Here is a 13,582-nt window from a genome sequence, read left to right as displayed (position 1 = left end):
GGACGTTCCCTTCCTCACGAGGTGCAGGACGCGGCGGGCGGATGAAGGGCAATGCCCGCACGGTCGGGCCCTTGGTGGGCTGCCGTTCCGCGCGGGGCACGTTCATGGCCGGGACCGCGTTGCAGGCACTGTAGTCCCGGACCAGGAGGCCGCCCGCAATGGCGCAGCACGCCACGCGGCCGGCTTGACGGCGGCCCCACCGGAGGACAGTCAGGGTGCCTGGGAACAACAGCCGTCGCTTCGCCGCCATTGCAGGAATTAGAGCTTCACAAACAAAATCGCGCTTCAAGCACGAATCGGGGAGGCCATGCCACAAATCGAGATGCAGGCGTTCGACCTGCAGTCACTGCACGCGCTTAACTCCAGCGCGCGCCATTTCCTGGGCGACCTGCGCCAGCGCATGTTCGAGCCGCAGCCGCGCAAGGTGCCGCCGGTGTTCAACGGCGGCCAGGTGGCCGCGCTGTGCGGCATCGACGCCAAGCACCAGAACTACCTGCGCACGCGGCCCGAACGCGGGCTGCCCCAGGGCGTGCCGGCCGCGGGCGGGCGGCGCGCCTACACGCTGGCCGAGACCCGCGCCTGGATCCAGGCGCTGGCCACGCGCCCCGGCCGCCCCGAGGGCATGGCCGCGGCCACCATCGCCACCGTCAACTTCAAGGGCGGCAGCGGCAAGACCACCACCACCATGCACCTGGCGCAGGCGCTCACGCTCATGGGCCGGCGCGTGCTCGTGGTGGACCTGGACCCGCAAGGCTCGGCCACGACGCTGGCGGGCTGGCTGCCCGGTGCCGACGTCGAGGAGAAGGACACGGCGCTGTCGATCTTCGCCGGCGGCGAGGACGCGCCGCGCGACCTCACGCCCATGGTGCGGCCGAGCTACTGGGACGGCCTGGACATCGTGCCCGCCACGCCCGACCTGTTCGCCGCGGAAGCGGCGCTGCCGCAGCTCGCGGCGCGGGCCGATTCGGCCTGGTGGGCGCTGCTGCACACGGCGTTGCAGCCGCTGTCCCGGGCCTACGACTACATCCTCATCGACACCGCGCCGTCGCTGTCGTACATGGCCGTCAACGCGGCCATGGCCGCGGACGGGCTGCTCATGCCGCTGCCGCCGGAGAACCTGGACTACGCCTCCTCGGTGGCGTACTGGGGCCTGCTGCAGGACCTGCTCATGACGCTGCGCGAGGGCTTCGGCGTGGACAAGCGCTTTGCCTGGATGCGCGTGCTGCTCAACCGCACCGACGCCACCAACGTCGCCAGCTCGCTGGTGCGCGACCGCATCATCCAGACCTACGGGCCCTACATCCTGCCGGTGGAGATCCCGCGCAGCCCGGTGGCCAGCCTGGGCGGGCTGCAGTTCGGCACGCTCTACGACATGACCAAGTACGAGGGCAGCGCCCGCACCTACGCCAAGCTGCGCGATGCCAGCGACGAGGTCGCGCGCATCATCGACAACCTGACCCAGGCGACGGTCTGGAAACCAGCATGAGCTTCAAGCACCTCAAGGCCAGCCTGGCCTCCGCCGCCGCCACGGCGCCCACGCCGGCTCCGGCCAGCGGCACGCCCGAATTCATCGGCGGCACGGCGCCGAGCAAGGCGCTGCTCTCCGGCGCGGTCAAGCGCGTGGAGGATGCCGAGGCCCGCGCCGCCGCGCTGCAGGCCGAGCTCGACCGCAGGGCGCCGGTGGAGGTGGCGCTGTCGCTGATCGACAGCGTGCCCGGGCGCCGGCGCCGGCTCACGGCCGAGGCGTACGCCGAGCTGCGCGAGAACCTGCGCGCCAACCCGCTGGTGCACCCGATCGCCGTGCGGCGCAAGCCCGACGGCCGCTTCGAGGTCGTCAGCGGCGAGAACCGGCTGCAGGCCTACCGCGACATGGGCCGCCCCGCCATTGCCGTGACGGTGCTGGAGCTGCCCGAGGAGCAGGTGAACCGCGCGGCCTTCTTCGCCAACCTGATCACGCAGGAGCTGTCGGACTACGAGCGCTGGCAGGGCTTCCAGCGTGAGCAGGAACTCACCGGCTTGTCCCAGGCCGAGCTCGCGCGCCTGGCCGGCATCTCGGACCAGCTGGTGAGCGACCTGTTCGCCTTTGCCCGGCTGCCGAAGGCGGCGCTGGAGGAGATCCGCGCCCATCCCCAGCGCATCGGCGTCAAGCTCGTCAAGGAGCTGGCCCGGCTCTCGGGCGGCGAGCTCGATGGCCAGGTGACCGAGGCAGTGCGCCAGGTGATCCGCGGCGAGCTCAAGCAACAGCAGGCCGTGGCATTCGTCCGTGCCCGGCCGCGCGCCCCGAAGCCCGCGGCCAGCGCCAAGCGCATCCTGGCCGGGCGCTTCAAGTTTGCCGAGCGCCGCGTCGTGGGCAGCTCCGTGCGGGTGGACTTCGCCACCGATGGCGTGGACATGGCCAAGGTCGTGGAGCGCATCGACGCGCTGCTGCAGGAGATGGCCGCCGAGGCCCTGAAGGACGCGGCGCGCTCCTGAATACCCGGCTTAGGAAAGTACGAGTCCTTGCGTGACAAGGACTTAGCGAAAAACGGAACGCTCGGCGCCCGCCGCCGGCGCTGCTGCGGACGCGGAGGATGCCGGCCGGACTTGCCGATTCACTGACGGCCTACTGGCCGGTGGCAAGATCCGGAGGAGGCGCACAAGAAGAGGGCCGAAGCCTTCCTGACCGCAGTCTCCGGGCGACTTTCTCCAGCCGGCGAGAAATTTTTCCGATCCGGCATCCAGCCCGCGCCGTCACGGCAGGCCTGCGCGGTGCCGTTCCGGCGCTGATGCGCGCATCGGTGGGGTTTGTTGTGCGCGGTGGCGTGCACGGCGTAGGCGCACACAGCCAGAGTGGTTCCAGGCCAGGCGTCGGACCGCACAAAAATCCCTACCTTTAGGCATTGCGGGAAGCTGCGTGCCCTGGCCATGCCGCGCAGCAGCCGCGTGCCGATCACAAAAAACCCCACCTTGGCACCGCTTCGATACCACCGCGCCGCGTCCGTGACGCAGGCCACGGCCCTGGGCTGTCCCGGGTCACATCCGGAACCCTATCGGGACGACCGTCCGCAGCAGGCCAGGCGGCACGAAGGTGCTCGCGAGCCCGTGGTGCGAGCCATGGCACTTGCGCTTCGCGGCTCCGGTGCGATCGAAGGTGAGGTTTTTTGTGCTCCCGTGGCCGTTTCCGCGAGACGCTCCGCGCTTGCACAAGAAACCCCACCTTGGCACCGGCGGGAGGGGCTGGGATGCCGGACGGACGGTCCAGCCCGGCACGGCCCGATGGTCCTTGCCACCCGGTCCGCACAAATTTCCGCACCTTGCCACTCCACTGTCCGCGGCGCTACCGGTGCAAGAACTCCCGGCCATGGTCGCGCCTGCCCGGCCTGACGGAAAGGGTGATTGCCGGGCTTCTTGGTACGACTCGGCGTAGCAAGCAGGCTCTTTAAGGCAAGCAAGCAATTCGGCTGCCATTTTTCCTTTTGCCGACAATGACTTGCGTGAAGCAAGGTGGGGGTTTTTGTGATCAAGGTGGGGATTTTTGTGCCCAAGGTGAGGTTTCTTGTGCAGCCAAGGCGGGGTTTTTTGTGCGCGATGGTGGGGGTTCTTGTGCGCAAAGGTGGGGATTCTTGTGATGAGGCCAGAGCCGTGCATTTGCCATGGGCGGCGCAGTTGTCCACAGGCCGCTGGCGTCCCGCCGCCGGGCGCCGGTGTTGCGCGCAACCGGCAAAAGTAGGGTTCCGCGTTGACTGACCTCACCATGGCAACCTACGCTCGCGCACCCGCATGCCTGGAGAGCGCGTCCGTGTCCAACCTTCCCGTGCCGGCCAACGCCGGCGAGCAGCTCGCCCTGGCCGTGTTCGAGGAGACGGTGAACCGCGAGGGCCCGAAGGCAACGCTGGCGCGATCGCGCACCGACATCACCTACCGCAAGTCCAACGTGCTCATCGACGTGGGCGAGCTCAGCCTGACGGCGCGCAAGGGCCTCAACGTGATGCACTTCCTGGCCTCGCAGGCGCCGGCGGAGGTGCAGCGCTTCGACGTCGAGGTCGGGCTGTTCAAGTTCCTCATGAACTACGAGAGCCGCAACCACCAGCACCTGGAGAAGGCGCTGCGCGAGGCGCAGAAGTCGAGCATCCGCATCGAGCGCTACCGAGCCGGCGGCACCGCGCCGGACTGGATCTCGGTGCCGCTGGTGGGCGCGGTGGGCGTGGCCGGCGGGCGGGTCTATTTCGACTTCCACCCGGCCATCCGCAAGCTGCACCTGGACCCGAACAGCTACACGTACCTGTCGCTGCGCACGACCTGCGTGTTCACCTCCATCTACGCCCACGGGCTGTACGAGCACCTCAAGGCCATTGCCTACAAGGGCTCGCCCACGGAGTGGCTGCCGGTGGAGGAGGTCAAGCGCTGGCTGGGCGTGGCCGAGACGAAGTGGCTGGCCGAGTTCAAGACCTTCCGCAAGGAAGCGCTGCAGAAGGCCGTGGACCAGCTCTGCGAGGTGTCGGACCTGCACGTGGACTACGAGACGCGGGCCATGCCCGGCTCCAAGAAGATCGCCAGCATCCGCTTCGTGTTCCGGCCGCAGTCCGGAGCCCTGGCCGCCTCGATGGAGCACGCGCTGGAGCTGCGCAGCCTCTACGAGACGCTGGTGGCGGAGTTCGGGCTCGGCCACGCCGACATCGAACGCGTCACGCAGGCCGGCGGCGGGGTGTCGACGGAGCGCATCAAGGCCGCCATCGAGTTCGTGCGCCACCGCATGGCGACGCAGACGAAGAAGGTCAGCGCCCCGGGGCGGCTGCTGGTGAAGGCCATCGAGGAGGGCTGGAGCATCCCGACGGCTGAGGTCGAGGCGGACGCCGCGGCCCCGCGGTCCGCGGCGGCCCTGCCGGCGCCGGTCCGGCCGCGGCGGGCCGTGGGCGCCACGCCGCGCGCGCCCGAGCCGCATGTGGAACAGATGCAGGACGCGCTCAAGCGCGAGTACGAGAGCGAGGGCGAGCGCGGCTTCGCGCTGTACCTGGCCGCATCCGAAGGCCAGCGTGCCGAGCTGCGCAGCTCCTTCGTGCGCACGCTGCTGTTCCGCGCCGTGCGGGCGCAGCTGCAGCGCGAGAAGGGGCCCGTGACCGACGCCGAGCTGCAGTCCACGCCGCGGCTGCGCCACGCCTTCGGCCAGCACGTGCTGAAGGCGGCCGGCAAGGCCGCGCGCAGCAGCACCCAGCGCGGCGCGGGCCAGGCCGTGCTGTTCTCGGGTGGCGCCGGCGGCTAGCACCCGCGGCCGCGGCGTGCCGCCAGGGTGGGGCGTATGCTGCCGCGCACGGGGCGCATTGCGGCGCCGCTGACTGGAGAGAGATGTCATGAACCAGGGGAAGACGGCCGAGTTCTGGGCCACCGTCCTGTCGCACGCCGACGTGCTGCGCGCACCGCTGGCGGTGGAGCCCGAGACGACGCAGTGGGTCGAGGCCGTCGAGCAGGCCACCGGCGCGGTGCCCGTGCTCGACGCCGCGGCCAAGGCGGTCGACGAGACGCTGTCGGTGGAGATCGAGCAAGTGCCCGTCGAGGGCGAGGCGGGCAGCGCCATCGTGCTGGCCATCAGTTGCGGGTGCAACCCTGAAGGCATCGATGCCGTGCTGGCGCTGGTGGACGCGGCGCCGGCCTTGCCGGCCGGATTGAGCACGGTGGCGTTCAAGCCGCCGGTGCCGCGGCACGCGGCCGAGGCGCTGGGCGCGGTGGAGATAGCCGGCAAGCCGGTGGCGCTGGACGCGCTGCGCTTCCTGCCCAAGCCCAGCACGAGCCAGCCCGGCGCCTACGACATCGCCTGCTTCGTGCCGCCCTCGGCGGTGACGGACATGGACCAGGGCATCCCCGGCGCGCTGGCCTCGCAGCTGGTGCTGGGCATGGGCATCGGCGAGCTCAAGCTGATGACGCGCATCGCCTCGATCGGCGTGGCCGTGACGGCCGAGCCGCCCGACGGCGCGCTCACGTCCTGGGAGCTCAACGAGCTGCTCGACCGGGCCGCGGCGCTGCATTGAGCGCCAATGGGAAAGGCCGTCGCGAGGACGGCCTTTCGGGAAAACTTGGTTGCGGGGGCTGGATTTGAACCAACGACCTTTGGGTTATGAGCCCAACGAGCTACCAGACTGCTCCACCCCGCGACTGAAGAATGCAGTGTACCACAGGCCGCCAGGGCGGCTTGTGCACCCCGCCCGGCGGCCGTCCGGGAAGGGCGCATGGGATGGTTGCATACGAATCCAATAGGCAAGAAGGAGCCTGATTTGAGCCATAGCCATGACCTGATCGTGATCGGCGCGGGCTCCGGCGGCGTGGCCGCGGCACGGCGCGCCGCGGCGCATGGCGCGCGCGTGCTCGTGGCCGAGTCCGGCCGCGTGGGCGGTACCTGCGTGGTCCGCGGCTGCGTGCCCAAGAAGCTCATGATGTACGCCGCCAGCTATGCGCAGTCGCTGGCCGAGGCGCCGGGCTACGGCTGGGTGGACGTGTCCGGCCGATTCGAGATGGCACGCTGGGCCGACGCCAAGGCGCGCGAGATCGCCCGTCTCGAAGGCCACTACCGCAAGCTGCTGGACGACTCCGGCGTGGAGCTCGCGGCCGGCCATGCGCGGCTGGCGGGTGCCGGCGTGGTGGAGGTGGGAGGGCGTGTGCTGCGCGCCGGGCGCGTGCTCGTGGCCAGCGGCAGCGCGCCCGCGCGCGATGCGATTCCGGGGCTGGAGCTGGCCATGACCTCCGACGACGTGCTCGAGCTGCGCGAGGTGCCCGCGTCGCTGCTGGTCATCGGCGGCGGCTACATCGCGGTGGAATTCGCCAGCATCCTGGCCGGGCTGGGCGCGAAGGTGACGCTGGCCTACCGCGACGCGCTGCTGCTGCGCGGCTTCGACCAATCCTTGCGCGAGCGGCTGTCGCCGGCGCTGGCCGCGCGCGGCGTCGAGCTGGCCTGCGGCGTGGCGCTGCAGTCGCTGTCGCGCACCGCCGCGGGCTTCGAGCTGCTGCGCGGCGACGGCTCGGTGCTGCGCGCCGCGGCCGCGCTCAATGCCACCGGCCGGCGCCCGAACACGGCCGGCATGGGGCTGGAGGAGGCCGGCGTGCGGCTGGACGCGCGCGGCGCCATCGCCGTGGACGTGGACAGCCGCAGCAGCGCCGACGCCGTCTGGGCCATCGGCGACGTCACCAACCGCGTCAACCTCACGCCCGTGGCCATCGCCGAGGGCCGGGCCTTCGCCGACAGCGAGTTCGGCGCGCGGCGCGTGCGCGTGGACCACCGCACCGTGGCCAGCGCGGTGTTCACCGACCCGCCCATCGGCACCGTAGGCCTGGGCGAGGCCGCCGCGGCGCGGCTGGGGCCGGTGGACGTGTACGAGTCCGACTTCAGGCCCATGCGCACCGCCTTCACCGGCAGCCCGGCGCGCAGCTACATGAAGCTGGTGGTGGACGGCTTGAGCGGCCGGGTGCTGGGCATCCACATGATCGGCGCGGACGCGCCGGAGATCGTGCAGGGCCTGGCCGTGGCGCTGAGCTGCGGCGCGACCAAGGCCGACTTCGACCGCACGCTGGCCGTGCACCCGACCGCCGCCGAGGAGTTCGTGCTGATGCGCGAGCCCGCGCGCCGCCACGGCGCGCCGACCATCGCCAGCGCCGGCGTGGCGCCGCCCGCGCTCACTTGAACATGGCGCGCAGCGCGCGCAGCTTCTCCAGCGGCGGGTCCACCAGCATCTCGCCCGGGCGCAGCGCCGCGCGCACCGCGTGGTTCGCCTGCGTGGTGTGGCGCAGCCGCGGCTCCACCATCGCCATGCCTTCGGCGTTCGTCAGCGCCGCGACCACCGGCTGGTTGGCGCGCTCGCCGCGCGACAGCACGATGCCGCGCTCGCTGCTGGCGAGCTGCACGAAGCTGCCCGGCGGGTACAGGCCCATGGCCTTGAGCATGAGCGAGCCGATCGGGTCCGGGCGCCCGTCGGCGCCCAGGCAGGTCTGCTGCGCCGCCTGCGTCGCCGACAGCGGCTCGCGCCCGGCGCGGCGGCTGAGCATGGCGCTGTAGCGGTCCACCCGTCGCAGCAGCGAGGCGACCTGCTGCCCCGGCGTGAGCGTGGCCAGCGGCTGGGCGGCCAGGGCATCGTCGTGGTGCAGCCGCACGGCGTCGAGCCAGTCGGCGTCGTCCACGCCGCTGTCGCGCAGCAGTTGCGCGCCCTCGGCCGGATGGCGCGCGATCTGCGCGCGCTCCTCCGGGTCCTCGATGGCGCCGGCGTGGCGCGCGAGCCGGTCCTGCAGCCGCCAGGAAGCCACGTTCATCGTCAGCGCCGCCTTGTCCAGCAGCGCGATGCGCGCGTCGTCCCACTGCAGCTCGCGCGCGGCCTCGCCGGCGACGAGCATGCAGCGCAGCGCCTGGCGGCTGCTGTAGAACGCGGTGCGGCAGCCGCCGGTGTAGATGAAGTGGAACAGCGCCTCGTCGATGCGGCGCCCGGCGGCCAGGCGGCGCACCTCGGCGTGAATGCGCAGCACGCGCTCGACCCAGGGCTTGTCGGGCGCGGGCGCATTGAGCGTCTTGTCCAGCATCAGCACCAGCGCTTCCCACTCCTCGCCGGGCTGGGACGGGATCTCCTCCCACACCATGTCCGTGCGCGCCTTGGCCAGCTGGCCCAGCGTGGCGTTGCTGTGCAGCGCGCCGCTGACGGCCTGCGCCACGCCGCGGCGCCAGGCGGCGTAGTCGGCCGGCTGCACGTACAGCGAGCCCTGCTGGCGCAGCCGCTGCAGCGTGCGCGGGTCGCGCAGCCGCGAGTTGGCGGGCAGCAGCAGCCGCCCGTCCGACGCGTACACGTGGAAGGGCAGGCTGGCTTGTTCCTGGAGGTGGTCGGCGGACAGGGGAACCAGTTTCACGGCGGGACAGGGCAATGCGGCAGGCGCCGCGGTACTGCGGATGCCGTGCTCTTCGGACGTTCCACCCCGTCAATTGAGCGCTTATTTCACGCTTCGGGCGCCGCGCGTGGTGTTGATGGCCGGACTTGACGGCGGCGGCCCGCAGGCGACCATGGGCCGTGAAGCCGCGGCCCTGCCGGGCCGCTTCCGGGAGAAGCTCATGAGCCACCGCGTCGCCAGCCTGTTGCGCACCATCTTCCACGACCCGCCCAGCGGCAACGTGCACTGGCGCGATGTCGAGTCGCTGCTCAGGCACGTCGGCGCCACGCTGGAGCCGCTGTCGGGGGCGCGGATCCGGGCCCGCATCGGGACCATGGAAGGCATCCTGCACCGCCCGCACCACAGCAACACGCTCGACGCCAGCGGGCTGCTGCACGTGCGCCAGTTCCTGGCGCGCTCCGGCGTCACGCCCTCGCAGTACGAGAACCGGCCGTAAGCGGCGTGGCGCCGGCGGCGCTTGGCAGCTGCCCGACGCCAGGGCAGTCCCGCGCCATGCCGGGCACAAGCGGAGAAAGCCCGCAAACCCCGGGGAAGGCCCGGGCGATGGCATGCGGGGGCGCCAGGATGTGCCGGCGTGGGCCGCCGTCACCGGCTTGTCACGCGGCGCGGCTACACCCGGGGCTGGGCCGGTCGCGCCGGCGCATGGCTCGCCGGCACGGTCCGTGCCCCGTAACCCCACCGGCCCTCGCGGCCGAGACGCCTGGCCCACCGACTCGACACTGCCTTTCGACCATGAGCGCATTGCCTTCCAACGACCAGCTGTGGCAAATGCTGTCGCAGGACCTGATCGACGACTACGACGAGGAGCTGGAGCTCGAATGGGAGGATGACCGCGGCACGCCGCCGGAGGCGCGCCCGGCGGGCGAGCTGCCGCGCAAGCGCTACTTCATCGAGCTGTTCCGGCTGCAGCGCGAGCTCATCAAGCTGCAGGACTGGGTGGTGGCGAATCGCCACAAGATGGTCATCGTGTTCGAGGGCCGCGACGCCGCCGGCAAGGGCGGCGTGATCAAGCGCATCACCCAGCGCCTGAATCCGCGCGTGGTGCGCACCGTGGCGCTGCCCGCGCCCAACGACCGCGAGCGCACCCAGTGGTATTTCCAGCGCTACGTGACGCACCTGCCGGCCTGCGGCGAGATCGTGCTGCTCGACCGCAGCTGGTACAACCGCGCCGGCGTGGAGCGGGTGATGGGCTTCTGCACCGAGGACGAGGTCGAGGAGTTCTTCCGCACCGTGCCGGAGTTCGAGCGCATGCTCGTGCGCTCGGGCATCCAGGTGGTGAAGTACTGGTTCAGCATCACCGACGACGAGCAGCACCGGCGCTTTCTCGCGCGCATCCACGACCCGCTCAAGCAGTGGAAGCTCTCGCCCATGGACCTGGAGTCGCGCCGGCGCTGGGAGGACTACACCAAGGCCAAGGAGGAAATGCTGGAGCGCACCCACATTGCCGAGGCGCCGTGGTGGGTGGTGCAGGCGGTGGACAAGAAGCGCGCGCGGCTGAACTGCATCCACCACCTGCTGGGCCTCGTGCCCTACGAGGAAGTGCCGCGCGGCCCGATCGAGCTGCCCGAGCGCGAACGGCACGAAGACTATTTCCGGGTACCGGTGCCGAAGGAAATGGTCGTGCCGGAGGTGTACTGAGCCGCGTGCCTGCTTGCCTCAGCAAGCCGGGACGACCTGCGGCAGCCCGTAGTCGCGGCCCACGCCGCTGAGCGCGCGCTGCAGGTTGCCGCGCGCGGGCTCGCTCAGCGCCTGCAGGTCCACCGTGCCGCTGGCATCGCAGGGAAAGCTCATGCCGCGCCCGGTGAACAGGCAGTTGAAGCGCAGCAGGAAGCCGCTGGCGGCCGGTGTGGCCGTGCCCGGGATGCGAGACGTGATGCTGGTGTCCGCCGTGTGCATGTCGCCCTCCGTTGCAAGGGCAGGGCCCGTGTCGTCGCTCCACTCGGGGATGGCCCTGCTTTGGATACAGGCTAACCGCGGCGGGCGCGGTGCCGGCCGGCCGGCACCGAGAACTGGATCACGCCTCGAGCCTGAAGTCGCGCTTGCCGGGACTTCCGTCACGTTGCCCGTCGGCCCCTGCCGCAAGCCTGCGTCGGGGGAGGGCGGGCGACCTACCACAGGATGGGTATTTCGTGCCGGAACTGCTTCGCGAAGCCATGGCCTCCCCCGACCCCGGGATTTCCCGGGTGGGGCTTCCATAGAATGCGCCGACCGTTTCGCGACGCCTGCAAGGAGTATTCAAGGTGGAACCCGGCAATGTCACCGTTTACAGCTTCGACGTCTTCGAGGCGCAGGGCCGCAGCTTCGTGCCCTTCAAGGCCACGCGCGAGGCGATCGAGTCCCGCTACCAGGGCACGGTCATCGAGGGCACGGCCGAGGTCGTGCCCGTGACGGCGCTGGACGGGGAGGGCGCCTACCGCCGCCGCAGCGGCTGGACCGAGCAGCACTTGGCGCTCATCGACTGATACGCGGCACCGGCCGTCTTCCCGCGCCGGAACGCTATCCGGTGCGACTGCACGACGTCGATCTGGACACCTGCCTGGCGCCCAAGCGGCCGCTGCAGGACGAGGGCATGCTGCCGGCCGCGTCGGCTTCGCAATGGGCGCCGCGTCGGCCCCGAGCTTGCTACCGCCCTGCCGACACCGAACCCGCACGAGGCCTTCATGCACGAACTCGAGTTGAAGCTGCAGGTTCCCGCCGAGCGGCGCGCCGCGCTGGAAGCGGCGCTGGACGTGGCGCACTGGGATCGCACCGAGCTCGAAGCCCATTACTTCGACACGGCCGGCGGCCAGCTCGCGGCGCACGGCTTCTCCTGGCGGCTGCGCCGCGAGAACGGGCAGTGGGTGCAGACGCTCAAGGGCGCGGGGCCGCACCTGCTGCGGCGCCTGGAGGACGAGGTGCGCGTCGAGCCCGGAGCCGGCCGCGCCCTGCCGCGGCCCGACCTGGCGCGGCACCGCGACAGCCCGGCCGGGCGTGCCCTGGCCGAGGCGCTGGGCGGCTCGCTCGACGACGTCTCGACGCTGGTGGTGGAGCAGTTCCACACCCGCATCGAGCGCCGCACCTGCGTCATGAGCCAGGACGCCTCGCAGGTCGAGGTGGCCTACGACCGCGGCAGCATCCACGCCAAGGGGCAGGACATCGAGGTGTGCGAGCTGGAGCTGGAGCTCAAGGAGGGCGTGCCCGGCGGCGTGTTCGCGCTGGCGCGGCCGTGGTTGACGGCGCACCGGCTGTGGCTGTCCACGGCGTCCAAGGGCCAGCGAGGCCGGCTGCTGGCCGAGGGGAGGCCGTTCGCGCCGGCGGTCAAGGCCGGCGTGCCGGCACTGGATTGGTCGATGTCGCAGGGCGCGCTGCTGCGCGCGGTGGTGGCGAACTGCCTGGAGCAGGTGCTGCCCAACGCCAGCCAGATTGCCGCGGGCAGCACGGAAGCCGAACACGTGCACCAGGCGCGCGTGGGCCTGCGGCGGCTGCGCACCGCGCTGCGCGAGCTGGGCGGCTTCGGCAAGGCGCTCGATGCTGGCCAGGAGCAGGTGCTGGCCACGGCCTTCAGCCGCCTGGGCGAGGTGCGCGACACGGAGTCGGTCTCGCGCGCCGTACTCTCCCGGCTGGCCGCTGCCGGCGCGCCTGAAGGCCTGCGCTGGCCGCAGGGCAGCGAGGTGCACCCGCCCGGGGCGGTGGTGCGCGACATGGCCTTCCAGGCCGTGCTGCTGGAGCTGCTGGCGTTCTCGCTGGGCGATGACGAGGCCGGGCAGCCCGGCTGCAAGGCCGACGGCGCCTGCCGCAAGGGCCTGCGCGAGCGCCTGGCGCGGCTGCACAACCAGGTGGTGCGCGACGGCGAGCGTTTCACGGAACTGCCGGTGGAGCGCCAGCATCGCGTGCGCAAGCGCCTGAAGCGGCTGCGCTACCTCGGCGAATTCCTAGCACCGCTGTACGGTGCGCATGCGGTGGAGCGTTACGTCGAGGCGCTGCGCCCGGCGCAGGATGCCCTGGGCGAGCACAACGACGACGCGGTGGGACTGGAAGCGTTCACGCGTGCGAAGGACAGTCAGCCCGAGGCCTGGTTCGCCGTGGGCTGGCTCAGTGCACAGCAGCAGGAAAGCGCGCGCCAGTGCCGCCGCGCGCTGCGCAAGGTGGCGGAGGCGCCGCGGTTCTGGAAGAAGAAGGGCAAGCACTGAACGTTGCCGCGGGAGGCGACACCCGCGTGGCCGGGCCGCCGCCCGGGCGAGTGCGAGGTCCGCGCGGCGGGTGGTTTCCAGCGCAACGTTGCGAAGGTGCCGCCGCGCCGGCGCATGACCGCGCGGGAAAGCGCCGGCCGCGGCTGCCCGGCGACGATGTCCTGTCCGGCATGGTCCGGGATGCGGCGCACGCCGCCGCGCGGGCCGGCCTTTCGGCACCGGCATGGGCGTGTTGTCATATTGCTGTCGCAATCGGTTCATAAAGTCGGTATCCATGAACGACTTCTCTGTACCCGGTGCGGAAACTGTGGTTGCGATGCCTTCGACCGATGTGCCGCCCCCGCTGGTGCTGCTGGACCGGGAGAAGGCGATCCTGGCCTTCAACCGCCGGGTGCTGGCGCAGGCGCGGCGCGACGACGTGCCGCTGCTGGAGCGGCTGCGCTACGTCACGATCGTGTCGTCGAACCTCGACGAGTTCTTCGAGGTGCGCTTTGCCGACGTGATGGAAGCGGCCCGGCTGC

At 71.3% G+C, this 13,582-nt stretch carries 12 protein-coding genes and 1 tRNA gene; 10 read left to right on the top strand and 3 right to left on the bottom strand.

Annotation, left to right across the window (positions count from 1 at the left end; genetic code table 11):
* Positions 1-307: 307 nt before the first annotated feature.
* The 4 genes from FJ694_RS27495 to FJ694_RS27480 all read left to right on the top strand — a co-directional run bounded on the left by FJ694_RS27495 (position 308) and on the right by FJ694_RS27480 (position 6,002).
* On the top strand, positions 308-1,486 hold the full coding sequence (locus FJ694_RS27495) for a ParA family protein (protein WP_157270738.1): 1,179 nt from the start codon (positions 308-310) through the stop codon (positions 1,484-1,486).
* Positions 1,483-2,472, top strand: coding sequence for a ParB/RepB/Spo0J family partition protein (locus FJ694_RS27490; RefSeq protein ID WP_157270737.1), 990 nt, complete (start codon positions 1,483-1,485; stop codon positions 2,470-2,472). Before FJ694_RS27495 ends, FJ694_RS27490 begins: the two co-directional genes overlap by 4 nt.
* 1,306 nt (positions 2,473-3,778) lie before the next feature.
* Positions 3,779-5,239 (top strand): replication initiation protein, encoded by a 1,461-nt coding sequence (locus FJ694_RS27485; protein ID WP_198321026.1) that lies wholly within the window; start codon positions 3,779-3,781, stop codon positions 5,237-5,239.
* Between the two features lie 88 nt (positions 5,240-5,327).
* The gene (locus FJ694_RS27480) at positions 5,328-6,002 is read left to right on the top strand and encodes a hypothetical protein (protein WP_157270735.1); all 675 of its coding nucleotides are present in this window, start codon (positions 5,328-5,330) and stop codon (positions 6,000-6,002) included.
* A 46-nt stretch (positions 6,003-6,048) separates the two neighbouring features.
* On the opposite strand, the gene FJ694_RS27475 is transcribed toward FJ694_RS27480, so the two are convergent.
* Positions 6,049-6,125, bottom strand: a tRNA-Met gene (locus FJ694_RS27475).
* Positions 6,126-6,245: 120 nt separating this feature from the next.
* On the opposite strand from FJ694_RS27475, the gene gorA reads away from it, so the two are divergent.
* A complete protein-coding gene (gorA, locus tag FJ694_RS27470; protein ID WP_232540246.1) occupies positions 6,246-7,646 on the top strand; it encodes a glutathione-disulfide reductase in 1,401 nt (466 codons plus the stop codon).
* On the opposite strand, the gene FJ694_RS27465 is transcribed toward gorA, so the two are convergent.
* The gene (locus FJ694_RS27465) at positions 7,639-8,853 is read right to left on the bottom strand and encodes an HD-GYP domain-containing protein (protein WP_157270733.1); all 1,215 of its coding nucleotides are present in this window, start codon (positions 8,851-8,853) and stop codon (positions 7,639-7,641) included. The genes gorA and FJ694_RS27465 overlap by 8 nt on opposite strands.
* Before the next feature lie 115 nt (positions 8,854-8,968).
* On the opposite strand from FJ694_RS27465, the gene FJ694_RS27460 reads away from it, so the two are divergent.
* A complete protein-coding gene (locus FJ694_RS27460) occupies positions 8,969-9,328 on the top strand; it encodes a type II toxin-antitoxin system HicA family toxin (RefSeq protein WP_232540245.1) in 360 nt (119 codons plus the stop codon).
* Between the two features lie 296 nt (positions 9,329-9,624).
* Positions 9,625-10,530 carry a polyphosphate kinase 2 gene (gene ppk2 / locus FJ694_RS27455; protein WP_157270732.1) on the top strand — a complete coding sequence of 302 codons (906 nt, stop codon included), beginning with the start codon at positions 9,625-9,627 and terminating at the stop codon, positions 10,528-10,530.
* A gap of 18 nt (positions 10,531-10,548) precedes the next feature.
* Here the strand turns inward: ppk2 and FJ694_RS27450 are convergent, their stop codons facing one another.
* Entirely contained in the window at positions 10,549-10,788 is a 240-nt protein-coding gene (locus FJ694_RS27450; RefSeq protein WP_157270731.1) for a hypothetical protein, read from the bottom strand.
* A 344-nt stretch (positions 10,789-11,132) separates the two neighbouring features.
* Here FJ694_RS27450 and FJ694_RS27445 point away from each other — a divergent pair, with 344 nt between their 5' ends.
* The 3 genes from FJ694_RS27445 to FJ694_RS27435 all read left to right on the top strand — a co-directional run.
* A complete protein-coding gene (locus FJ694_RS27445) occupies positions 11,133-11,354 on the top strand; it encodes a hypothetical protein (protein WP_157270730.1) in 222 nt (73 codons plus the stop codon).
* A 198-nt stretch (positions 11,355-11,552) separates the two neighbouring features.
* Complete coding sequence (locus tag FJ694_RS27440; RefSeq protein WP_157270729.1) at positions 11,553-13,061, top strand: CYTH and CHAD domain-containing protein; 1,509 nt, start codon at positions 11,553-11,555, stop codon at positions 13,059-13,061.
* A gap of 316 nt (positions 13,062-13,377) precedes the next feature.
* On the top strand, positions 13,378-13,582 hold a 205-nt coding region (locus FJ694_RS27435; protein WP_198321025.1), incomplete at its 3' end, for a hypothetical protein.

It is taken from the genome of Azohydromonas aeria (assembly GCF_009760915.1).
Classification (GTDB): domain Bacteria; phylum Pseudomonadota; class Gammaproteobacteria; order Burkholderiales; family Burkholderiaceae_C; genus Azohydromonas; species Azohydromonas aeria.
The sequence above is the reverse complement of the archived record's forward strand: the minus strand, read 5'-3'. Positions and strand labels throughout refer to the sequence as shown.